The sequence below is a fragment of the Microbacterium lemovicicum genome (genome assembly GCF_003991875.1).
Classification (GTDB): domain Bacteria; phylum Actinomycetota; class Actinomycetes; order Actinomycetales; family Microbacteriaceae; genus Microbacterium; species Microbacterium lemovicicum.
The window spans coordinates 1,367,704-1,390,540 of sequence record NZ_CP031423.1; the positions used below are offsets into that span (position 1 = coordinate 1,367,704).

Here is a 22,837-nt window from a genome sequence, read left to right on the forward strand (position 1 = left end):
CAGCTCGGCGGCATGCCGGGGCCTCCGGGCTCAGCCTGGCGGTTCCTCGCGCAACGTGAGGGTGCGTATCTGCCGGTTCGTGAGCAGCACGATGATCAGGACCGTGAACGCCCCGCCGTAGACACGAACGGCACCCAGAGGGCGGTCACCGTCGCCAGTGCTCCGAAGGCGACGGTCGTGAGCGGGCGCAGGCTGTCGTCCCCCAGGCGGATGATCGAGCCCATACGACCGAGGAAGCTGGGTTCGGTGACGCCGGCGAACGTAGCGCCGAGGAGCACGGACCCGAAGCCGGCGCCGAAGCCGATGACGATGCCGGCGATGACGACGAGCCAGTATGGGCCGAGGCCGACGCCGACGATGGCCGCGCCCTGGAGGCTGAAGGACAGGAATCCCGCGAACGCCTCCCTCCGCGGTCGCCAGCGGATGACGATCGCGGCTCCTATCGCGGCGCCGATGCCCGTCGCCGCTCCGAAGAAGCCGACACCCTCCGCGCCCCATCCGTCCGCGCTGGCGCGCAAGGCGACGCCGACTCCCAGCACCGGGGCTATGGCGACGTTCAGGGTGCCCAGAGCGATGACGAGCGCGCGGGTCGTGGGTGCCTCGCGCAGGTGCACGAAGCCCGCCGTGATCCCGCGGAGGACCGGCTCGCGTGCCGCGCGCGGAAGGGCAAAGCGCGGACGCAGCCAGATGGCGATGAAGCCGACGAGGACGGCAAAGGTGACGGCGTTGACGGCGGCCGATCCGGCGAGCCCGGCCTGCGCGATGAGGACGCCTCCCGTGGCCGCGCCGAACATCCCGCCGAGGCGTCCCGCGGTCTGCATGGCGCCCGTGTAGGCCGCGAGATCCGCCCTTCGCACCAGCTGTCGTGAGATGGTTCCGCTGGCCGGGTCGTAAAAGGCGTCGCACAGCCCGAACAGGAGTGCGGCACCGAGCAGGACCGCCATCGTCGGGGTGGTCATCACGCACCAGACGGCGACGGTGATGAGCACCGCCGTTCGCGCGATGTTGAACAGCAGCATGATCCTGCGGGCGTCGAGTCGGTCGGCGAGGACGCCGCCGAAGAGCAGCGCGACCGCGCGGGGGATCGAGCCCGCGGCCACGATCAGTCCGGCGAGGGCGGGTGTCGTGGTCTGCACCGCCGTCCACGCGAGCGCGACGGACCAGATCGCGTCTCCCGCGTCTCCGATTCCGCGCATGAGCACCCACGCGTGTGCGACCCGATCGCGCCGGAAAGCGGGGACGGGCCTCAGCTGCTCGAGCTCGGTCGGAGGCACGCCCCGAGCGTAGTCCGGGCTCTGCCTGGCCTTTCGTACGAGGGCTGCTGCTCGGCCGCACTCGTTCGGATCAGCCGCTTACAGGACCGGCGCGCACCGTTCCTTCGCGGCCTCCGCACCGCGCTTCCGCACCGCGCTTCTGCACCGCGCTTCTGCACCGCGCTTACACGCCGCTCGCGTGCCGGGTCTTCCGCGTGACCTGTGTCTGTTGGGCGCAGAGCCCATCCCTCGCTCCGACTACGGAGGTACGGGCTCGCTGAGGAATCGGAAGGGCGACCTCGGCCGCAGGAGACGCGGTGGGCCGCCGTAGGGTGGGTGCAGGTGGTACTCCGCGCCGCGTCGGACGATGCGCCAGCCCTGGTTGTGCAGCCGCATGTGGCAGTTGCGGCAGAGGAGCACGCCGTCGGCCAGGTCGGTGGACCCGTGGTCGGCGTGCCAGTGACGGATGTGATGCGCTTCGCAGCGCGAAGGCGGCGCACCGCACCAGACGCAGCCACCGTCGCGGACGGCGAGGGGCCGTGCGCTGAGCTTTCGTGAAGAGGCGCTGCTGGCGACCGACGTCGAGGGGGACGCCCCTCGGGTCCTCCCACACGGGCACCCATCCGGCGTCGCACGCGTACTGCTCGCCGATGCCGGATGGGAGCACCTGTCCGGTCTCCTCGGCGACGACCACGGGAGACCGATCCGCTCCACTGACCGTTCTGATCACCCGCACGCCGGGCTGCCTGTCGCCGAACGCCTGCGCGGGGTCGGCGGCCGCGCCTGTGCGAAGGATCGCGAGCAGCGTGTCGTACTGGAGCTGCTCGTTCGTGCGCTGGTCCTCCTCGTCGGCGGTCTGGCGGTCGTGCGGCGCGAGGGCACCGGTCGTCTCTTCGTCGGATAGGGGCCTCAGCGCACCTGCAGCGGGCGACGTCGACGCCACGAAACGCGGTCCACGACGTGGGCGCAGCGCGGCGCTGAGGATGGTGCGCACCCACATGGCGGCGTCGTCGTCGAAGACGATCCGTGCGTGGTGCTGACCGTCGCGGTCGATCCACGCGCGGAACGAGCGTCGCGCGAACCGCTCATCGAACCGCGTCCGCACCCCGACCGGATCGAGCGAGTCGCGGGCGAGCCGAGCGGCCGCGGCGAGGTCTTCGACGTTGCGATGCGGCGCCTCGTCGCGCAGCTGACCGGCGGCGACGCGCCACGAGGAGACGATGATCTCGCTCTCCGCCTCCGGATAGTGCTCGATCGGCGGATCGCCCAGACCGCGCCTGATGGCGTCGTACTGGTCACGCGTCAGGTCGCCACGGGTGAGCCCGTCGACGAGCGCCGCGAACCACGGCGGGCCGAGGACAGCTGCGTCGCCCACCCCGGTGCCGCCGCCGGCGGGAGTAGCAGGAGCACGTGTCAGCCGAAGATCCTCGCCGACCGCGGTGGCCCGACGGACGTCGGCCCGCGTCGTGCCCGTCAGCGACTGGACGAGATCGGTGCCGGTGCGGTGTCCGAGACGCTGCGACAGCCCGTCGTAGCCCCGTGACCGATCCGACCGACGTTCGACCTCGGCCGTCGCGATGGCGGCGATCAGGCTCAGAGAGCGCTGCGCGTCGGCGCAGTCGGAGAGGAGGGCGAGCAGTCCGTCGTCATCGCCGGCGACGATCCGGCCGGTCGGGTCTCCGTCTCCGAGCCGGTCCGCGATCAGCCGCGCCGACTCGACGAGTCGTGACGGGGATGAAACGGACATCGATGCGCACCTGTCTCCGGAAAGGAGAGCGGGCACGTCTCTCGGCTGGTGGCATGAGACTACGCCGGGCCTCCGACATCGCCCCGCGCCGACCAGCTCATCGGCAGGACCTGTCGGCGCAGCATCCAGCCACGCGATCGACGGGACACCCGCGCCGGGAGAAGCCCCGCGCTCTCACCGCACGTCCGCCCGCAGAGCCAGGATGGCCGCCGTCACCCGCCCGATGAGGTCGTACGGAACCGGTCGGGTGTGCGGGAAGACCACGGAGTCGGTCTTCGACCGGTACGGCGCGATCTCGGCCTCGACCGCCTCGTCCAGAGCCGGCACCGGATACAGCCCGATGTGCTTCTTCCACCCGGCGAAGTGGAGCGCATAGCGGCCGCCGAGCATGACAGCCGGCATCCCGTAGCGCATCCGCAGCTCGCCGCCCGGCACCTCACCCGTGATGGCGGCGCGCACGCGGCGCAGACGGTCGGCGGTCTCCGGTGGGAAGCCGTCGATGTAGGCGTCGACGTCGTCCGCACCGCTCATCGTGCGGTCCTCAGACCCCGTCGGCGACCGGCGTGAGGAGGCGGAGGATGTCGCCGTCGAGCTCCATAGCGTGCGCCGATCCGTTCGCGAGGCGCTGCCCGACGACCGGGTAGGCGCCGTCGGTGGCGGAGCGGAGCACCTCGCGGATGAGCGCGCCGTGCGTCACGACGATGACGGATGCTGCGGCCCCCGCCGTCGCACGGTGCACGTCGTCCACCACGGCGTTCAGCCCGGCGAGCGCCCGCATCCGAAGTGCCGGCCACGGCTCCGCACCGGGCACCTCGGCCGAGTGCCAGTCGCCCCAGCGGGCGGCGAACTCGGTGGCGTCGATCCCTTCGGCCTCGCCGTAGGCGCGCTCGCGGAGCGCGGGGTAGAGGCGCGGGCGGTCGATGCCGAGCTCGTCCGCGATGATGTCGGCCGTCTCCCGGGCGCGGGACAGGTCGCTCGCGGCGATCACGACCGGCGCGCCCGGCTCGAGCGTCGCGCGGAGGAGAGTCGCGGCATCCCTCGCCTGCTGCCGGCCGGTGTCGTTCAGAGGGATGTCGGTGCTTCCCTGGATGCGCCGGTCGCGGTTCCAGTCGGTCTCGCCGTGGCGGATGAGGGTCAGCGGGGTCACCCGTCGAGCCTAAAGCGTCGCCGAAGCGGGTTCGCGGGCAGCAGCGTCCCTGTTCAGCGCAGTGCGGGGAGCCGCGCCGATCAGCGCAGTGCGGGAAGCCGCTCCGCGAGCTCCGCGAGCACCTCGCTGGTGCCGGCGTCGACCTTCACCGTCGCGCGACCGTCCGCGCGGGTCTCGCCGCGATTCACGATCACGACGGGCAGCCGGCGCCGGCGGGCGCGCTCGACGAGACGGATGCCGGAGTTGACCACGAGCGACGACCCGGCCACGAGCAGCGCCTGACTGGTCTGCACGAGCTGCTCGGCCTCGCGGAACTTCTCCAGCGGGATGAACTCGCCGAAGAACACCACATCGGGCTTGAGGAGGCCGCCGCAGACGCTGCACTCCGGCACGCGGAACCCGTCCACGCTCTCGGGCCGCACGTCGCCGTCCGGGCCGAGCAGCACGTCGGTGTCGACCCGCAGCCACGGATTCTCCGCCTCGACGCGCAGCGCCAGATCGCGCCGATCGAAGACCTGCCCGCAGTGGGTGCAGAACACGCGGCGCATGGTGCCGTGGAGCTCGACGACGCGCCGGCTGCCGGCGCTGATGTGCAGGCCGTCGACGTTCTGCGTGATGACGCCGGTCGCGACGCCCGACAGCTCGAGATCGGCGATGGCCTCGTGCCCGGCGTTGGGCCCGGCGGCGGCGAAGGTGCGCCAGCCCAGGTGGCTGCCCACCCAGTAGCGGCGGCGGGCCTCCTCGCCGGCGAAGAACTGGTCGACGGTCATCGGGGTGCGCGTGGGGGCGCCCTTGCCGCGGTAGTCGGGGATGCCCGAGTCGGTGGAGACCCCGGCGCCCGTCAGCACGGCGATCCGGCGCCCGGCGAGTGCGTCGACGGCTCGGTCGACGTCGGCGGCCACCGCGTCGTCCCACTCCGCTCGCGTCTGCACCGCCACCCCCTCGGGGTCCGAGTGTACGGGCCGCAGATGACGCCGAGGTCACGGGAGGCGTCGTCCCGGGTGCCGTGCCCGCGGCATCCGTCCGCCTCGTCACCCGAGGACGCACGAGCGATGCCGGCAGACCTGGGAGAGTGGACGGAGGAGGCGTGCACATGGGCATCGAGCGGATCGAGTCGGCGGAGGATCCCCGGCTGGCCGACTACCGGGATCTGACGGATGTCGCGCTGCGACGCGTGCTCGAACCCGCCGGTGGCCTCTACATGGCCGAGTCCGAGAAGGTGCTGGCGCGCGCTCTCGCCGCGGGGCACCGGCCCCGCTCCGTGCTCGTGCAGGAGAAGTGGCTGGCCGGCGCGGAGCGGCTGCTGGACGGCCTCGACGTGCCCGTCTACGTCGCGACGTCGGAGGTCGCGGAGGCGATCACCGGCTACACCGTGCACCGCGGACTGCTCGCGGCGATGCACCGGCCGGCGCTGCCGAGCGTCGCGGACGTGGTCGCCGGTGCGCGCCTCGTGCTCGTGCTGGAGGACATCGTCGATCACACCAACGTCGGCGCCGCCTTCCGCGGAGCGGCCGGCCTCGGCGCCGATGCGGTGCTGGTGTCGCCGCGGTGCGCGGATCCGCTCTACCGGCGGAGCGTGCGGGTGAGCATGGGCACCGTCTTCCAGGTGCCGTGGACGCGGCTGCCGGAATGGCCCGAGGCGGGCGCCGTGCTGCACGACGCAGGCCTGCACCTCGCGGCGCTCGCGCTCTCGGACGACGCCGTGCCCCTCGACGAGTTCGCGGCGTCGCGGCCGGATCGCATCGCGCTGCTCATGGGGTCGGAGGGCGACGGACTGTCCCGACGCGCGCTCGCCGCATCCGACACCGTGGTCACGATCCCGATGGCCGGGGGAGTGGACTCGCTCAACGTGGCGGCGGCCAGCGCCGTGGTGCTCTGGGCCCTCGCCCCGCGCACGTCCGCCCGCTGAGCCCGACTCGACCGCTGCGCCGGCATCGACCGAACGGCAACACCGCCGACCCGCCGACACAGCCCGCCGCGTGAGCCGCTCAAGCCGTCCCGCCCCGCGAGCCCGTCAGGCCTGCTCGCCCCGCGGAGCTGTCGGATTCGTGCCCGGCGCAAGGGTCGTCACGGGGAGCGCGTCAGGCCGCTTGGGCGAGATCGCGTCGCCCGAGGACTGGTGCCGCAGGCGCCGCAGCACCCACGGCACGAGGTACTCCCGCGCCCAGACGAGGTCGACGGTGCGCGCCTGACGCCAGGTGCGCGGGGGGAGTGACTGCGGCTGCATCGGCTGCAGATCGTTCGGCAGGTTGAGCGTCCGCAGCACCATCCGCGCCACCTCGTGATGACCGAGGGCGTTGTAGTGGAGGCGGTCGTCGTCGAAGAAGCGCATGTCCTGCACCTCCTTGAGCGCCCATTGGTCGGCCACGAGACAGTCGTACTTCTCGGCGATCGCGCGGATGTTCTCGTTGTAGATGGCGACCTTGCCGCGGATGTTCCGGAACACCGGCGTGAACTCGGTGTCGATGCCGGTGAACACCACCACGGTCGCCCCGCCGCTCACGAGGCGCACGACGGCATCCTCGAAGATCTGCGAGATCTCATCGGGGTCGGAGCCCGGGCGGATGACATCGTTCCCGCCCGCGGAGATCGTGATCAGATCCGGCTTCAGCGCCAGGGCGGGCTCGATCTGGTCGGCGACGATCTGACGGATGAGCTTGCCGCGCACCGCGAGATTCGCGTAGGCGAAGTCGTCGACCTGCGCGCCGAGCACTTCGGCGACGCGATCGGCCCAGCCCCGGTGCTCACCGGGCGCGTCCGGAATCGGATCGCCGATGCCCTCGGTGAAGGAGTCGCCGACGGCGACGTAGCGTCGCCACGGGTGGGTGTCGCTGTTCGGCACATGCGGACTCCGCCGATCGTCGTCCATGCGTGTCCCCTCGTCGTCGTCCATCTGCGTCGAGGCTAGCGAACCATCCTCCGCGGCGCCGCCCGGGGTGACGCGGGCGACCCCGGCGTTGTCCCCGGCAGCGTCTAGGGTTGTCACTCGTGCTGCCCGCCGTCAGGGGCGGTCACAGGTCGGAAGGAGGCTGCGTGGACGACACCGCCTTCGCCGCCACCGCCCCCGAGCTGCTGCCCGATGACAGCTCGCACACCGGCGACGTGCAGGCCGCAGCATCCGCCCGCCCCGGCGACGGCACCGGCGGCGCCGGACGCACCGACGGCGCCGACGCCGAGGGCGGGCACATCGGAAGCTTCGCCGCCGAGCACCTCTCGCCCTCGTTCCCGCAGCGCGCACCGTGGGGCACCGCGCAGCGCCTGCGCGCGTGGCAGGCCGAGGCGCTCGACCTCTACTTCTCGCTCGATGGACCCGACGGGCCGGGCGGCGGCCCCCGCGACTTCCTCGCGGCGGCCACCCCGGGCGCAGGCAAGACCACGTTCGCCCTGCGCCTGGCGACCGAGCTGCTGCGCCGCCGGATCGTCGACCGCATCGTCGTGGTCGCCCCCACCGAGCACCTGAAGACGCAGTGGGCGGATGCTGCGGCCCGTGTCTCGATCCGACTGGATCCGGCTTTCAGCAACCGCCACTCCGTGCCCGGCCGGCACTACCACGGCGTCGCAGTGACCTACGCGCAGGTCGCGGTGAAGGCGTCCGTGCACCAGTCGCTCATCCTGGACAGGCGCACGCTCGTGATCCTCGACGAGGTGCACCACGGCGGCGACGCCCTCAGCTGGGGCGACGCCCTGCGCGAGGCGTATCACCGCGCCACCCGGCGCCTGCTGCTGTCGGGCACGCCGTTCCGCAGCGACACCGCCCCGATCCCGTTCGTCGAGTACCACCCCGACGTGAACGGCATCCGCATCTCCCGCTCCGACTACGTCTACGGCTACCGCCGGGCGCTCGAGGACGGCGTGGTGCGACCGGTCATCTTCCTCGTCTACGCGGGCAAGATGCGGTGGCGCACGAAGACCGGCGACGAGATGGAGGCGCATCTCGGGCAGGACAACACGAAGGACATCACGTCCCAGGCATGGCGGACCGCGCTCGACCCGGAGGGCGAGTGGATCCCGGCCGTGCTGCGATCGGCCGACCGCCGTCTCACAGAGGTGCGCGAGCAGGTGCCCGACGCCGGCGGCCTCGTCATCGCGACCGACCAGACCGCCGCGCGCGCGTACGCCGAGATCCTGCGCACCATCACGGGTGAGGCCCCCACCGTCGTGCTGTCGGACGAGGTCGAGGCCTCCGCACGCATCGACGCGTTCTCATCGGGCACGAGCCGGTGGATGGTCGCCGTGCGCATGGTGTCCGAGGGCGTCGACGTGCCGCGGCTCGCGGTCGGCGTCTACGCCACCTCGGCCTCGACGCCGCTCTTCTTCGCGCAGGCCATCGGCCGCTTCGTGCGCGCCCGCCGTCGCGGCGAGACCGCAAGCGTCTTCCTGCCGAACGTCCCCTCGCTCATCGCGCTGGCCCAGGAGCTCGAGCGCCAGCGCGACCACGCCCTCGACCGCGAGGGCGACGGCGACGAGTGGAACGCCGAAGAGGACATGATGGACGCCGCCGAGCGCGAGGACAAGGCCTCCGACGCGCTCACCGAGGAGTTCACGTACCAGGCGCTCGGCTCGCACGCCCACTTCGACCGCGTCATGTTCGACGGCAAGGAGTTCGGACAGCTCGCCGTGCCCGGCACCCCCGAGGAGGAGGAGTTCCTCGGACTCCCGGGACTCCTGGAGCCGGAGCACGTGCACGAGCTGCTCATGCAGCGCCAGGCGCGGCAGGGGCGGCACCGCACCGCCCGCGAGGCGCGCGAGGCGCAGGAAGGCACCTCGGAGGGTGCGGCGGAGGCCGCGCTGCCCGCGCCCCTGCACCGCACCCTGAAGGAGCAGCGCCAGCTGCTGAACAGCCTCGTCAGCGTGTACGCGCGGCAGAGCGGCGAGCCGCACGGCGCGGTGCACTCGGAGCTCCGTCGGGTGTGCGGCGGTCCGGCGGTCGCGCAGGCGACGGTGGCGCAGCTGCAGGCGCGTATCGACCTGCTGCGCTCCCGCGTGCGCTCCTGACCACGCCCTTGACACCGCGTGGGGAGCGCGTAGCGTGGGCACCCCCCGGAACCTGTGAGTTTCCCCTCAACGATCGCAGGCGCCTCAGCAGGCACATCGACGTGCCGCTCCACCCCCAGGGAGTTACGTGTCGACGACGACCGCCGCCCGCACACGACGTGCGCTGGCCCTCTCCACCTCCGTCCTCCTCGCCCTGTCGAGCGGCCTCCTGGCCGCCGCGCCGGCGTCGGCCGCCCCCGCGGCTGCGGCAGCCGAGGCGCGCTCGTTCGCGCTCGTGGGCAGCCTGCAGAGCGAGCTGGGATGCTCCGCCGACTGGCAGCCGGAGTGCGACGCCACGGAGCTCGCGCCGACCGACGTCGCCGGGCGCTACGCAGCTGAGTTCGACATCCCCGCGGGCACGTGGGAGTACAAGGTCGCCGCGGATGACGGCTGGGACGAGGCCTACGGTCTCGACGGCGGAGCCGACGACATCCCCCTCGTCACGGCGGGGCCGTCGCGGGTGCGCGTCGTGTTCGACGACGAGCTGAAGCGCGTCGGCCTCGAGCTGCTCAGCGTGCGCGCCGGCTACGACGACGGGACGGATGCTGCGCTCGTCGCCGACCCCGTCCGTCAGCCGGGCGACGGCGAGACCTTCTACTTCGTCATGACCGACCGGTTCGCCGACGGCGACACCGCCAACAACCTCGGCGGGCTCGAGGGCGACCGCCTCACGACCGGCTTCGACCCGACCGACAAGGGCTTCTACCAGGGCGGTGACCTGGCCGGACTCCGCTCGCGGCTGGACTACATCGAAGACCTCGGCACGAGCGCCATCTGGCTCACGCCGAGCTTCAAGAACAAGCCGGTGCAGGGCACCGGCGACAACGTCTCCGCCGGCTACCACGGCTACTGGATCACCGACTTCACGCAGATCGACCCGCACCTCGGCACGAACGCGGAGCTCGAGGGCCTGATCGCTGACGCGCACGCGCGGGGCATCAAGGTCTACTTCGACATCATCACGAACCACACCGCCGACGTCATCAGCTACGCCGAGGGCGAGTACGGCTATGTGCCCTTCGCCGACAGCCCGTACACCGACGCATCCGGCGCCGTGGTCGACATCGCCGCCGAGGCGGGTACGCCCGGCTTCCCGACCTTCGACCCGTCCACGAGCTTCCCGTACACGCCGGTGGTCTCCGAGGCAGAGCGCGACATCAAGGTGCCGGCCTGGCTCAACGACCCCACGAGGTACCACAACCGCGGCGACACGACCTATGAGGGCGAGTCGACGACGTACGGCGACTTCTCCGGGCTCGACGACCTCATGACGGAGGACCCGGTGGTCGTCGACGGCTTCGTCGACGTCTACCAGGACTGGGTCGACCTCGGCATCGACGGCTTCCGCATCGACACCGCGAAGCACGTCAATCCGGAGTTCTGGCAGACCTGGTCCACCGAGGTGCTCGACTACGCCCGCGACGTCGCCGGCAAGCCCGACTTCTTCATGTTCGGCGAGGTCTACGACGCCGATCCCTCGCGCCTCGCGCCCTACGTCCGCGACACCGACATGAACTCGGTGCTCGACTTCTCGTTCCAGGACAAGGCGAAGAACTACGTCATCGGCGGCTCGCCCACGGTGCTCAGCTCGCTGTTCGCGGGCGACGACTACTTCACGACGGCCGACTCGTCGGCGACGGCCCTGCCCACCTTCCTCGGCAATCACGACATGGGCCGCATCGGGTTCTTCCTGAACGGCGCCGACGACCCCGTCGCCCGCGACCGGCTCGCACATGACCTCATGTTCCTCAGCAGGGGCCAGCCGGTCGTCTACTACGGCGATGAGCAGGGCTTCGCCGGCGCGGGCGGCGACAAGGACGCGCGTCAGAGCCTGTTCGCGACGCAGACGGCCGAGTTCGCCGCCCAGCCGCTCATCACGGGCGAGCAGCTCGGCAATGTCGACCGCTACGACACCGACGCGCCGCTCTATCAGCACATCGCGACGCTCTCCGCCCTGCGCGACGCGCACCCCGCCCTCGACACCGGAGCGCAGATCGAGCGGCTGGCCGACGACGGATCGGGCGTCTACGCGTTCAGCCGCGTCGACCGGGACGAGCGCGTCGAGTACCTCGTCGCGACGAACAACTCCGCCACCGACCAGACCGTGGACGTGCCCACGCTGACCGCGGACGCCACCTTCACCCCGCTGTACGGCGCCGGGACGTCGTTCGACACCGACGGCGAAGCGATGGCCGCGGTGACGATCCCCGCGCTCTCCGCGGTGGTCTTCACCGCCGACGGAACTGTCACCGCGCCCGATGCCGCCGCGGAGCTGACGATGAGCATCCCGGCTGCAGGAGAGGCCCTCTCCGGACTGGTGCCCGTCCAGGCCGACACGGGCGACTCGTGGCGCGAGACCAGCTTCTCGTGGCGTGTCGCCGGCGGCGACGACTGGACGGCGCTCGGCACCGCGGAGGACACGACCCCGCGGGTGTTCCACGACGTGAGCGGGCTCGCCGCCGGCACGCTGGTGGAGTACCGGGCGGTGTCGACGGATGCCGCGGGTCACCGCTCCGCCGCATCCACGTACGCCTCCGTCGGCAACCGCGTGACGTTCGCCCCCGTCCCCGAGGACGCCGCGGAGCCCGCGCCCAGCGAACCGCAGACACCCGACGTGTACGGCACGGTCAGCGTCGCCGGAAGCCTGGACTCCGAGGCCGGCTGCCCGGGCGACTGGCAGCCCGACTGCGCGCTGGTGCAGATGACGGACACCGACGGCATCTGGACGCTGACCATTCGCGACCTCCCGGCCGGGGAGTACGCGTACAAGATCGCCACCGACAACAGCTGGGACGTCAACTTCGGTGCCGGCGGCGCCCCGAACGGCGGCGACATCGCCATCACCCACGCGGGCGGCGCCATCTCGTTCTTCTTCGACCCGCGCACCAAAGGCATCCGCTCCACGGCCGAGGAGGATCCGATCCTCACGCTCGCCGGCTCGTTCCAGAGCGAGCTCGGCTGCCCGGCGGACTGGTCGCCCGCCTGCCTCGCGGCGATGATGTTCGACCGCGACGGCGACGGCGTCTACCAGTTCACGACCGACGACCTGCCGACCGGCCGGTACGAGACGAAGGTCGCGCACGACCTCAGCTGGGACGTCAACTACGGGGCGGACGGCGGCCTGAACGGCGCGGACATCGGCTTCGACGCGACCGCGGGAGAGGTCCTCACCTTCCGCTACGACCTGGCCACGCACCTCCTGACCATCACCGCCGGCGGCGGCGCGCAGCCGCTGCCCGGCGAGGGCGAGTCGCGAGCCCACTGGGTCGACGCGGAGACGCTCGCCTGGCCGGCCGCCCTGGCGCCGGTCGACGACGCGTCGGACTGGTGGCTGCACGCCGCCTCGGAGGCGGGACTGGATCTCGTCAGCGGCGTCGTGACCGGCGGTGACGATCGCATCGCACTGACGCGTGTCGCGGGCGGGCTCACAGAGGAGCAGAAGGCGCGATTCCCGGCACTCGCCGACTTCATCGCCCTGCACGTCGAGGGGGCCGATCGCGCGGCCGTCGCGGAGGTCCTGCGCGGCGAGCTCGCCGTCGTCCAGCGCACGGGCACGGGCGCTGCCGTCGCCTACACCGGGGTCCAGATCCCCGGGGTGCTCGACGACCTCTACGCCGCGGGTGTCGCGGACGTGCCGCTCGGCGTGTCCTTCACCCGCAACACCCCGACTTTCCGCCTGTGGGCGCCCACCGCGCGCAGCGCGGTCCTCCTCACCTGGGACGCGGGCTCGACGGGCGACCCGCAGCGTCACGAGGCGACCTGGGACGCGGCATCCGGTGTCTGGACGGTGGACGGCGCACGCGCGCTCACGGGCGACGAGTACCTCTGGCAGGTCGTCGTCTATGCACCCACGACAGGAGCGATCGAGACCAACGACGTGACCGACCCGGCGTCGGTCGCGCTCACCCCGAACTCCACGCGGTCCGTCGCCGTCGACATCGACGACCGGCGGTGGCAGCCGCGCGCCTGGCGGAAGACCGCGGCCCCCGTCATCGACCGTGCCGTCGACCGGGCGATCTACGAGCTGCACATCCGCGACTTCTCGATCGGCGACGAGACGGTGCCCGAGGAGGAGCGCGGCACCTACCGGGCCTTCACCCGCGACAGCGCCGGCACGGCGCAGCTGCGCCAGCTCGCCGACGCCGGCATCAACACCGTGCACCTCCTGCCGTCGTTCGACATCGCGACGATCGAGGAGGACCGCGCGCTCCAGCAGGAGCCTGCGTGCGACCTCGCCTCGTTCGCGCCCGACTCCGCGGAGCAGCAGGCGTGCGTCGGAGCGGTCGCCGACGCCGACGGCTACAACTGGGGCTACGACCCGTTCCACTTCTCCGCCCCCGAGGGCTCGTACGCCGTCGACGCCGATGGAGGCGCGCGCGTCTCGGAGTTCCGCGAGATGGTGGGAGCCCTGCACGGCATGGGACTCCAGGTCGTGCTCGACCAGGTCTTCAACCACACGGCCGAGTCGGGACAGGGCGCACGCTCGGTCCTGGACCGCGTGGTGCCCGGGTACTACCAGCGGCTGAACGCCGCCGGTGCGGTGGAGACCTCGACGTGCTGCCAGAACGTCGCCACGGAGCACGAGGTGGCGCAGAAGCTCATGGTCGACTCCGTCGTCCTGTGGGCGCGGCACTACCACGTCGACGGATTCCGCTTCGACCTGATGGGCCACCACTCGAAGGCGAACATGCTCGCCATCCGCGCCGCGCTCGACGAGCTGACACTCGCACGCGACGGCGTGGACGGGAAGAAGATCTACCTGTACGGGGAGGGGTGGAACTTCGGCGAGGTCGCCGACGACGCCCTGTTCGAACAGGCTCGTCAGGGCAATCTCGGCGGCACGGGCATCGGCACGTTCAGCGACCGGCTCCGCGACGCCGTCCACGGCGGGAGCCCGGTGGACAGCGGCTCGACCTACCAGCAGGGGTTCGGCACGGGTCTTGCGACCGACCCGAACGGCAAGGACGGACGACCCGCCGATCAGGCGCTCGCCGACCTCGGGCACGACACCGACCTGGTGAAGCTGGGTCTCGCGGGCAACCTGCGCGACTTCTCATTCACCACGTCGGACGGCACGGTGCGCTCAGGATCCGAGCTCGACTACAACGGGCAGGCGGCCGGCTACGCCGACCAGCCCGACGAGATCATCAGCTACGTCGACGCGCATGACAACGAGACGCTCTACGACCTCTCGGTGTTCAAGCTGCCCGTCGAGACGAGCATGGCGGATCGCGTGCGCATGAACACGCTGCAGCTCGCGACCACCGCGCTGTCGCAGACCCCGTCGTTCTGGCACGCGGGCACGGAGCTGCTGCGCTCGAAGTCGCTGGATCGAAACAGCTTCAACTCGGGCGACTGGTTCAACCGCATCGACTGGACCGGCCAGAGCTCGACGTTCGGCTCGGGACTGCCCCCCGCCGCCGACAACGAGGAGAAGTGGGCCGACATGGCTCCGCTGCTGGCGGATCCGGCCCTCACGCCCGGCCCCGCCGACATCGCGCAGGCCGAAGCATCCGCTCTCGATCTGCTGCGCCTGCGGCAGGAGGTGCCGCTGCTGCGTCTCGGATCGGCGGACCTCATCGATCAGAAGGTCTCGTTCCCGGGAGGAGGGACGGATGCCGCGCCCGGCGTCGTCGTGATGCTCGTCGACGATCTGGTGGGCGCGGACACCGACGCCGGGCTCGACGGGGCGCTCGTGGTCTTCAACTCGTCGCCCGACGCGGTCACCCAGGCGGTGCCGGCGCTGGCAGGACGCGGCTTCGCGCTCGCCGGGGCCCAGGCGTCCGGCTCAGACGCCGTCGTGAAGACGACCACGTGGGATGCGACGACGGGCACGGTGACGGTGCCGGGCCGCTCGGTCGCCGTCCTCGTCGACGCGCAGACGACGCCGGTGGAGACCTCGATCTTCGCCGCGCCGTCACGGCTGATCGCGAAGGCGGGCACGCCCGTGTCGATGGTGGGAGCGGTGTTCGCGGCGGACGGCTCCGCTCCGACGGGCACCGTGACGGTGTCCGACAGGGGAGTGGTCGTCGCGACGGTCGTGCTGGACGCCTCGGCGAGAGGACGCTTCAGCGTGGCGCTGCCGTCGCTCGGGCGCGGTCTGCACCTCCTGCGGGCGACCTTCACCGGCACCGATCCGTACGAGGACTCGAGATCGCGGATCCCGTTCCCGCTGCTGGTGTACTGACCGGGGCGTCTCGACTCGCTGCGCCCGCTCGACGACCGGCATGCCCCGGTCGTCGAGCGAGGGACGGGGCGACGCGCGGCCGACACCTGTGCGGCGACCCGAAATGCTGGCAATCCCGGCCTCGAGGCGGGTGCGCGCGCGGCGGGTGATTACGGTGGGAGGCTGCACCGCAGGCCACCCGAGGAGTCCCGTTGACCACCCCCGTCCCCACCGTCCGAGATCGCCGTCGCTGGGCGCAGTACCTCGTCAACGAGCGTGCTGAGGCCCTCGTCTACCGGCAGCTCGCCACCCGGCGCGAGGGGGAGGAGCGCGAGATCCTCCTGGCCCTCGCCGACGCCGAGGGGCGGCACGAGTCGCACTGGCTCGACCTGCTCGGCGGGGAGCCCGGTCGGCTTCCGCGGCCCGACCTCGGCACGCGTCTGCTCGGCTGGATGGCGACGCGCTTCGGATCGATCTTCGTGCTGGCCCTCGCGCAGAACGCGGAGGGGCGGTCGCCGTACGGCGACGAGCCGTTCGCGCCCGCCGTGATGGCGGCCGACGAGAAGATCCACCGCGAGGTCGTGCGCGAGCTCGCGGCGCGGGGGCGTCGACGGCTCTCCGGCACGTTCCGCGCGGCCGTCTTCGGTGCGAACGACGGCCTCGTCTCCAATCTCGCGCTGGTGCTCGGTATCGGCGCGACCGGAGTGGCGCCGCAGTTCGTGCTCTTCAGCGGCGTGGCGGGGCTCCTGGCGGGCGCCCTGTCCATGGGCGCGGGCGAGTTCGTCTCGGTGCGCTCGCAGCGCGAGCTGCTCGAGGCCACCGAGCCGAGCGACTACGCCGACGAGGCGCTGCCGCATCTCGATCTCGATGCCAACGAGCTCGCACTCGTCTACCGCGCTCGCGGCATGGCGGAGGCCGACGCCCTCGTGCAGGCTCGACGCACCCTCGCGGTCGTCCAGTCACCGGGGCAGCCGGCGACCGGACCGATCGTGGTGGCGACGCCGGCCTCCCACGACGTCATCGGCAGCGCGTGGGGCGCGGCGCTGTCGAGTTTCCTCTTCTTCGCCTCGGGCGCGATCATCCCGGTGCTGCCGTGGCTGCTGGGCCTGTCGGGGCTGTCGGCGGTGATCCTCGCCCTGGCCCTCGTGGGCGTCGCCCTGCTCACCACCGGGGCCATGGTGGGCCTCCTGTCGGGCGCCCCGCCGTTCCGCCGCGCGCTGCGGCAGCTGCTGATCGGCTTCGGCGCCGCGGCGGTCACCTACCTGCTCGGCCTGCTCTTCGGCGTGTCGGCCGGCTGATACACGAGGTCGTCCGGAGAAACAGGAAAGGCCCCCTGATCGGGGGCCTTTCTTCTGTGCGCGAGGGGGGACTTGAACCCCCACGCCCTATCCGGGCACTAGCACCTCAAGCTAGCGCGTCTACCTATTCCGCCACCCGCGCAAGGTGTCGAAGCTGTCACCAGCCGAGGAACGACGTTACCACGTTTCCTCAGACGCCTGGAATCGAGGCCGCCCTCCGGCCTGTCGGGCGCGACGGCATCCGGCCGGTAGCCTGGTCGCCATGGCCCCGCTCGACACGTCCGTTCCGGCGCGCCCGGACGAACCGCAGCTGAGCGAGGTCGCCGAGCTCGCCCGCGATCTCATCCGCATCGACACGTCCAACTTCGGCGGCGGCCGCTCGAACGGGGAGCGGGAGGCAGCCGAGTACGTCGGCGCCTACCTGACCGGTCTGGGCCTCTCGCCGCAGTACTACGAGCCGATCCCGCGCCGCACGAACGTCCTCGCCCGCGTGCCCGGGCGCGACCGCTCGCTGCCCGCCCTCGTGGTGCACGGCCACCTCGACGTCGTCCCGGCGATCGCGGAGGATTGGAGCGTCGATCCGTTCGGCGGCGTCGTGCGCGACGGCATGCTGTGGGGCCGGGGCGCGGTCGACATGAAGAACATGGACGCGATGATCCTCACCGCGGTCGGCGACATCCTGCGGGCGGGGGAGCAGCCGGCGCGCGACCTCGTGCTGGCGTTCTTCGCCGACGAGGAGAACGGCGGTGTCGAGGGCTCTGCGCTCGTCGTGCAGGACCACCCGGAGTGGTTCGCCGGCGCGACCGAGGCCATCAGCGAGGTCGGCGGCTACTCCATCGCGGTGGGCGACCGCCGCGCCTACCTGCTGCAGGTGGGGGAGAAGGCGCTGATGTGGATCACGCTCGTCGCGCGCGGTCGCGCCGGCCACGGCAGCCGCTTCCACCCCGACAACGCCGTCACGCGCCTCGCCGAGGCCGTGGCCGCCCTCGGACGCACGGAGTGGCCGATCGCGCTCACGTCCACCACCCGCGCCCTGCTCGGACACCTCGCCGACCTGTCCGGCATCGGCGACGCCGACCCCGACGTGCTCGCCGACACGACGGGCGCGGCATCCGCGTTCATCCGCTCCACCCTGCGCACCACCGCCAATCCCACGGGGCTCACCGCCGGCTACAAGCACAACGTCATCCCCGACCGCGCGGAGGCCCTCATCGACGTCCGGGTGCTGCCGGGCACCGAAGACGCCGTGCTGGCCGACATCCAGCGCATCGTGGGCGACGACATCGCGATCGAGACGGTCATGCGCGACATCGGCATGGAGGTGCCCTTCGAGGGCGGCCTCGTCGACGCGATGGTCGCCTCGCTCGGACGCGCCGACCCCGGCGTGCCCGTCATCCCGTACCTCCTGGGCGCCGGGACCGACAACAAGGCGCTGTCGCGGCTGGGCATCGCCGGCTACGGCTTCGCCCCTCTCCGGCTTCCGGCCGACCTCGACTTCACCGGCATGTTCCACGGCGTCGACGAGCGCGTCCCCCTGGACGCCCTCGACTTCGGGCACGACGTGCTGGTCGACCTGCTCCGCACATACTGACCGGAGGAGTCGGATGCCGCGGCATCCCCCTCTCCGCTTCTCCACCGAAAGGCGCTCATGCTCATCGAGGCCATCATCCTGGGACTCGTCCAGGGACTGACCGAGTTCCTCCCGGTCTCCTCCAGTGCCCACCTGCGGATCGTCGGCGCCCTCATGCCGGCCGCGCAGGACCCCGGCGCCGCCTTCACCGCGATCACGCAGATCGGCACCGAGGCGGCCGTGGTCGTCTTCTTCTGGCGCGACATCGTGCGCATCATCGGACGCTGGTTCCGCTCGCTCGCCGGTCGCGTGCCGCGCAACGATCCGGACGCCCGCATGGGGTGGCTCATCATCGTCGGCTCGATCCCCATCGTCGTCCTCGGCCTGCTGTTCCAGGACCAGATCGAGACGACCTTCCGCTCGCTGTGGCTCGTCGCGGCCATGCTGATCCTCTTCGGCGTGCTGCTCGGGATCGCGGACATGGTGGGCGCGAAGAAGCGCAAGCTGAACGAGATCAACATCGGGCAGGGCGCCGTCTTCGGGTTCGCCCAGGCGCTCGCCCTCGTCCCGGGCGTCTCGCGCTCGGGCGGCACGATCACCGCCGGCCTGTTCATGGGCTTCGAGCGCGCGGCCGCGGCGCGGTACGCGTTCCTGCTGGCGATCCCCGCCGTCTTCGGCAGCGGCTTCTACCAGCTGTTCAAGAGCATGGACGAGCCGGGCGTGTTCAGCCTCGGCGAGACGGCGCTGGCGACCGGCATCGCCTTCGTCGTCGGGCTCGCCGTGATCGCCTTCTTCATGAGCTACATCTCGAGGCGCAGCTTCCTGCCGTTCGTGATCTACCGCGTGGCGCTGGGCGCCCTGGTGATGGTGCTCCTGGCGACCGGCGTCATCGCGGCGTGAGCGCGGGCTGATCCGGGCCGATCGGTCAGCGGCGCGGGTCGTCGCGGTCGCGGCCGGGCTTGGTCGGACCCTCGCCGCCGCCGCGCCGCAGGTAGCGCTCGAACTCCTGCGCGATGGCGTCGCCGGACGCCTCGGGCGAGTCCCAGGTGTCGCGGGTGCGCTCGAGCTGGCGGATGTACTCCGTCATCTCCTCGTCGTCTGCCGCGGCGGCGTCGATCGACGCCTCCCACGCGGCCGACTCGGTGGCGAGCTGCGCGCGCGGCACCTGCGCGCCGGTGAGGTCCTCGAGGCGGTCGAGGAGGGCCAGGGTCGCCTTCGGCGACGGGGTGTGGCCGGCCACGTAGTGCGGCACGCTCGCCCACAGCGACGCCGCGGGGATGCCGGCGGCGTCGGCCGCGGCGCCGAGCACGCTCAGGATGCCGACGGGACCCTCGTACGAGCTGCGCTCGATGTCGAGCGTCGTGCGCAGCTGCTCGTTGTCGCTGCCGGAGAAGATCGAGATGGGGCGCGTGTGGGGCACGTCGGACATCATCGAGCCCAGGGCCACCATGCCCGTGATGTCCTCGCGGAGGGCCACATCGATGAACTCCGTCGCGAACGCCTGCCATGCCCGGGCCGGCTCCACGCCGGCGAGCAGCCACAGCTGCGTGCCGCGGAGCGAGGTGGTGGGGCGGTACAGGGTCGCCTCGGGCCAGCGGATGACCCGCGCGCCCTCGCCGTCGGTGGAGATCTGCGGACGCGTGTACTGGTAGTCGAAGTACAGCTCGGGGTCGACGGAGAACACCGGCTCGTACGATCCCTGCTCCCGCAGCAGGGAGACGGCGGCGGAGGCGGCCTCCCCGGCGTCGTTCCAGCCGTCGAACGCGACGACCACCACTCGGCGTCCCAGTCCTTCCACGCGACCCCCTCTGACCGTCCGGCGATTCGTTCCAGGATAGGCGCACCGGGCTCCCGTCGGGTCAGCCGCCCCGGGGGCGCTGGGTAGCATGGACCGGTGCAACGAAACCCTGTTCCCGCCGCGGTCCTGTGGGACATGGACGGCACCCTGGTCGACACCGAGCCCTACTGGATGGCGGCCGAGACGCCCCTCGTCGAGGAGTTCGGCGGCACATGGACGCACGAGCAGGCGCTCGACCTCGTCGGTCGCGGGCTCGAGGATTCGGCGCGCATCTTCCAGGCCGCCGGAGTGCGGATGTCGGTGCCGGAGATCATCGACCGGCTGACGGACGACGTGATGGCGAGCCTCGCCGCCGACGGCGTGCCGTTCCGCCCCGGAGCCCGGGAGCTCCTCGCCGAACTGAGGGCCGCCGGCATCAAGACCGCTCTGGTCACGATGTCGATGGGCCGGATGGCGCGCAGCGTCGTGGACCTCATCGACTTCGACGCGTTCGACGTCGTGATCGCGGGCGACGACGCCACCCGCCCGAAGCCGTTCCCCGACCCCTACCTCCAGGCGTGCGAGCTGCTGGGCGTCGACCCCGCCGACACCGTCGCGATCGAGGACTCGCCCAACGGCCTGCTCTCCGCGGTGGCCTCGGGCGCGTCCGTCATCGGGGTGCCCCACATGGTGCCGCTCGAAGGGACGGGCGCCGCGGCGCTCTGGCCGACCCTGGCCGGTCGCGGTGTCGCGGACATCGCCGAGGTCCACGCAGGTCGCACCACCGCCGGGAGCGTGCGATGAGCGACGACATGCGGCCCAGCGGTCCCTTCCGCTTCGGCGACCGCGTGCAGCTCACCGGGCCGAAGGCGCGCTTGCACACGATCACCCTCCGCGAGCGCGGCGAGATGCACACGCACCACGGCGTGCTGCGCCACGAGGACCTCGTCGGTCTGCCCGACGGCTCCATCGTCACCGGCAGCGGAGGCCACGAGTACCTCGCCCTCCGTCCGCTGCTGCGCGACTTCGTCATGTCGATGCCGCGCGGAGCGGCCATCGTCTACCCCAAGGACGCGGCGCAGATCCTTGCGCAGGCTGACGTGTTCCCAGGCGCTGTCGTCGTGGAGGCGGGCGTCGGCTCGGGCGCGCTGTCGCTGTGGCTGCTGCGGGCGATCGGCGCGGAAGGCCGGCTCATCTCGTTCGAGCGCCGCGAGGAGTTCGCCGAGGTGGCCGTCGCCAACGTCGAGACCTTCCTCGGCGCCCCGCCCGCGAACTGGACGGTGCAGGTCGGCGACCTCGTCGAGGAGCTTCCGGGCGCGGTGGCCGCGGCATCCGTCGACCGCGTCGTGCTCGACATGCTCGCTCCCTGGGAGTGCATCGACGCGGTGGCCGACGCCCTCACGCCCGGCGGCGTCGTGCTCTGCTACGTCGCCACGGCCACGCAGCTCAGCCGCGTGGCGGAGTACATCCGCGGCACCGGGCTGTTCACCGACCCCGACGCGAGCGAGACGATGGTGCGCGGCTGGCACGTCGAGGGACTCGCCGTGCGCCCCGACCACCGCATGGTGGCCCACACCGGCTTCCTCCTCACCGCCCGCCGGCTCGCCCCCGGGGCCGTGCTGCCGGAGCAGAAGCGCCGCGCGTCGAAGTCGAGCTACGGCGACGAGGACGTGGAGCTGTGGACTCCGGGCGCCGTCGGCGACCGCGACATCACCGACAAGAACCTGCGCAAGCGCGTGCGCGAGGCGCAGCGGGCGGCGCAGGGCGCCCGGATGGCGTCCGCGTTCGGCGCGAGCGGCGACGAGGACGAGCCCGCCGACCTCCCGGAAGGCGACGACGCACCGCGCGTCTAGACTGTTCCGGTGCGTAAGATCCCCGCTCTCATCGCCCTCGTCGGACTCGCGACCGTCGGACTGGTGGGCTGCTCCGCCGGAGCCACGGAGGCGTGCCCCCGGCCCGCCGCGACGGATCGCAGCACGACCGACCTGATCACGGTGACCGGATCGACGGATGCTGCGCCCTCCGTGTCGGTCTACACGCCGTTCCACGCCGATGCGACGGCTTTCGCCGACCTCGCCACCGGCTCGGGAACTCCCATCTCGACGGATGACCAGCTCGTGGTGCTGGACATCTCGCTCTACGACGGCACCACGGGTCAGCCCCTGGTGAAGACCGCCTACGACGGCTCGGACTCGTCGGTCTTCTCCCTCGCCCGGTGGTCGGAGACCTTCCCGTCGTTCACCGAGGCGCTGCACTGCGCCACGCCCGGCACCCGCACCGTAGTCGCCCTGCCGCCGGACGGCATCGCCGCCCAGACGGCCTCGTCGGTCGGACTCGCCGAAGGCGACTCCGCCATCGCCGTCGTGGACGTCCGCAAGACGTACCTGCCGAAGGCCGACGGCGCCGACCAGTACAACGACGCACTCGGGATGCCCACCGTCGTGCGGGCGCCCGACGGACGGCCGGGCATCATCGTCCCCGACGCCGCGGCGCCGTCCGACCTCGTGGTGCAGACGCTCAAGAAGGGCGACGGCGACGTCGTCACCGGCGATCAGCCGGTGCGCGTGGCCATGACGGGCGTCACCTGGGACAACCCGCGGCGCACGACGTTCACCGACACCTGGGGCTCCGAGCCCGTCTCGGTCGACCTGAGCACCGAGTCTGACGCCTTCCGGAGCGCGATCGAGGGCAAGACGGTCGGCTCGCAGGTGCTCGTGGTGATCCCGCCCGACCAGCTGGGCGACACGCCGCCGGCCGGTGTCACAGCGGGGGAGACGGTCGTCTACGTCGTGGACATCCTCGGTGTGGACGCGACCGCCGCGAAGTGACCGGCGCCCGGCGCCGC

General features: G+C 71.9%; 17 protein-coding genes and 1 tRNA gene. 10 read left to right on the forward strand and 8 right to left on the reverse strand.

Annotation, left to right across the window (positions count from 1 at the left end; genetic code table 11):
• Positions 1–95 precede the first annotated feature (95 nt).
• The gene (locus CVS47_RS06360; protein ID WP_241240297.1) at positions 96–1,274 is read right to left on the reverse strand and encodes an MFS transporter; all 1,179 of its coding nucleotides are present in this window, start codon (positions 1,272–1,274) and stop codon (positions 96–98) included.
• A 237-nt stretch (positions 1,275–1,511) separates the two neighbouring features.
• Positions 1,512–1,967, reverse strand: a complete 456-nt coding sequence (locus CVS47_RS17045; protein WP_206502770.1) for an HNH endonuclease signature motif containing protein — start codon at positions 1,965–1,967, stop codon at positions 1,512–1,514.
• 316 nt (positions 1,968–2,283) lie between these two features.
• Between CVS47_RS17045 and CVS47_RS17050 the strand changes: the two genes are divergently transcribed.
• Positions 2,284–2,796, forward strand: coding sequence for a hypothetical protein (locus CVS47_RS17050; RefSeq protein ID WP_206502772.1), 513 nt, complete (start codon positions 2,284–2,286; stop codon positions 2,794–2,796).
• Between the two features lie 378 nt (positions 2,797–3,174).
• Here CVS47_RS17050 and CVS47_RS06370 read toward each other — a convergent pair whose 3' ends face one another.
• The 3 genes from CVS47_RS06370 to CVS47_RS06380 form a co-directional block, all read right to left on the reverse strand.
• The gene (locus tag CVS47_RS06370) at positions 3,175–3,531 is read right to left on the reverse strand and encodes an iron chaperone (RefSeq protein ID WP_127095348.1); all 357 of its coding nucleotides are present in this window, start codon (positions 3,529–3,531) and stop codon (positions 3,175–3,177) included.
• A 10-nt stretch (positions 3,532–3,541) separates the two neighbouring features.
• The gene (locus tag CVS47_RS06375) at positions 3,542–4,147 is read right to left on the reverse strand and encodes a histidine phosphatase family protein (protein ID WP_127095349.1); all 606 of its coding nucleotides are present in this window, start codon (positions 4,145–4,147) and stop codon (positions 3,542–3,544) included.
• An 80-nt stretch (positions 4,148–4,227) separates the two neighbouring features.
• On the reverse strand, positions 4,228–5,085 hold the full coding sequence (locus tag CVS47_RS06380; RefSeq protein ID WP_378790306.1) for a Sir2 family NAD-dependent protein deacetylase: 858 nt from the start codon (positions 5,083–5,085) through the stop codon (positions 4,228–4,230).
• A gap of 155 nt (positions 5,086–5,240) precedes the next feature.
• Here CVS47_RS06380 and CVS47_RS06385 point away from each other — a divergent pair, with 155 nt between their 5' ends.
• Positions 5,241–6,056: a TrmH family RNA methyltransferase gene (locus tag CVS47_RS06385; RefSeq protein WP_127095351.1), complete on the forward strand. Its 816-nt coding sequence runs from the start codon at positions 5,241–5,243 to the stop codon at positions 6,054–6,056.
• 105 nt (positions 6,057–6,161) lie between these two features.
• On the opposite strand, the gene CVS47_RS06390 is transcribed toward CVS47_RS06385, so the two are convergent.
• A complete protein-coding gene (locus CVS47_RS06390; protein WP_378790307.1) occupies positions 6,162–7,016 on the reverse strand; it encodes an SGNH/GDSL hydrolase family protein in 855 nt (284 codons plus the stop codon).
• 317 nt (positions 7,017–7,333) lie between these two features.
• Between CVS47_RS06390 and CVS47_RS06395 the strand changes: the two genes are divergently transcribed.
• From CVS47_RS06395 to CVS47_RS06405, 3 genes are all read left to right on the forward strand, one after another.
• Complete coding sequence (locus CVS47_RS06395; protein WP_127097225.1) at positions 7,334–9,142, forward strand: DEAD/DEAH box helicase; 1,809 nt, start codon at positions 7,334–7,336, stop codon at positions 9,140–9,142.
• A gap of 127 nt (positions 9,143–9,269) precedes the next feature.
• A complete protein-coding gene (gene pulA, locus CVS47_RS06400; protein WP_127095353.1) occupies positions 9,270–15,368 on the forward strand; it encodes a pullulanase-type alpha-1,6-glucosidase in 6,099 nt (2,032 codons plus the stop codon).
• Positions 15,369–15,559: 191 nt separating this feature from the next.
• On the forward strand, positions 15,560–16,645 hold the full coding sequence (locus tag CVS47_RS06405; RefSeq protein ID WP_127095354.1) for a VIT1/CCC1 transporter family protein: 1,086 nt from the start codon (positions 15,560–15,562) through the stop codon (positions 16,643–16,645).
• Positions 16,646–16,702: 57 nt separating this feature from the next.
• On the opposite strand, the gene CVS47_RS06410 is transcribed toward CVS47_RS06405, so the two are convergent.
• Positions 16,703–16,787: transfer RNA gene (locus CVS47_RS06410), tRNA-Leu, on the reverse strand.
• 120 nt (positions 16,788–16,907) lie between these two features.
• On the opposite strand from CVS47_RS06410, the gene CVS47_RS06415 reads away from it, so the two are divergent.
• Positions 16,908–18,236, forward strand: coding sequence for a M20/M25/M40 family metallo-hydrolase (locus tag CVS47_RS06415; RefSeq protein ID WP_127095355.1), 1,329 nt, complete (start codon positions 16,908–16,910; stop codon positions 18,234–18,236).
• A gap of 57 nt (positions 18,237–18,293) precedes the next feature.
• On the forward strand, positions 18,294–19,115 hold the full coding sequence (locus CVS47_RS06420) for an undecaprenyl-diphosphate phosphatase (RefSeq protein WP_127095356.1): 822 nt from the start codon (positions 18,294–18,296) through the stop codon (positions 19,113–19,115).
• 25 nt (positions 19,116–19,140) lie between these two features.
• On the opposite strand, the gene CVS47_RS06425 is transcribed toward CVS47_RS06420, so the two are convergent.
• Positions 19,141–20,013, reverse strand: a complete 873-nt coding sequence (locus tag CVS47_RS06425) for a PAC2 family protein (protein ID WP_127095357.1) — start codon at positions 20,011–20,013, stop codon at positions 19,141–19,143.
• Between the two features lie 96 nt (positions 20,014–20,109).
• Between CVS47_RS06425 and CVS47_RS06430 the strand changes: the two genes are divergently transcribed.
• The 3 genes from CVS47_RS06430 to CVS47_RS06440 are packed head-to-tail and all read left to right on the forward strand — an operon-like array spanning position 20,110 to position 22,820.
• Positions 20,110–20,796 carry an HAD family hydrolase gene (locus CVS47_RS06430; RefSeq protein WP_277600977.1) on the forward strand — a complete coding sequence of 229 codons (687 nt, stop codon included), beginning with the start codon at positions 20,110–20,112 and terminating at the stop codon, positions 20,794–20,796.
• Positions 20,793–21,845: a tRNA (adenine-N1)-methyltransferase gene (locus tag CVS47_RS06435; RefSeq protein ID WP_127095358.1), complete on the forward strand. Its 1,053-nt coding sequence runs from the start codon at positions 20,793–20,795 to the stop codon at positions 21,843–21,845. The genes CVS47_RS06430 and CVS47_RS06435 overlap by 4 nt, the downstream gene beginning before the upstream one ends.
• 9 nt (positions 21,846–21,854) lie before the next feature.
• Positions 21,855–22,820 (forward strand): FKBP-type peptidyl-prolyl cis-trans isomerase, encoded by a 966-nt coding sequence (locus tag CVS47_RS06440; protein ID WP_127095359.1) that lies wholly within the window; start codon positions 21,855–21,857, stop codon positions 22,818–22,820.
• Positions 22,821–22,837 lie beyond the last annotated feature (17 nt).

Coding starts and splice junctions, on each gene's coding strand:
- CVS47_RS06420 (WP_127095356.1), top strand. CDS start 18,294: ATGCTCATCGAGGCCATCATCCTGGGACTCGTCCAGGGACTGACCGAG.
- CVS47_RS06390 (WP_378790307.1), bottom strand. CDS start 7,016: ATGGACGACGATCGGCGGAGTCCGCATGTGCCGAACAGCGACACCCAC.
- CVS47_RS06385 (WP_127095351.1), top strand. CDS start 5,241: ATGGGCATCGAGCGGATCGAGTCGGCGGAGGATCCCCGGCTGGCCGAC.
- CVS47_RS06435 (WP_127095358.1), top strand. CDS start 20,793: ATGAGCGACGACATGCGGCCCAGCGGTCCCTTCCGCTTCGGCGACCGC.
- CVS47_RS06415 (WP_127095355.1), top strand. CDS start 16,908: ATGGCCCCGCTCGACACGTCCGTTCCGGCGCGCCCGGACGAACCGCAG.
- CVS47_RS06370 (WP_127095348.1), bottom strand. CDS start 3,531: ATGAGCGGTGCGGACGACGTCGACGCCTACATCGACGGCTTCCCACCG.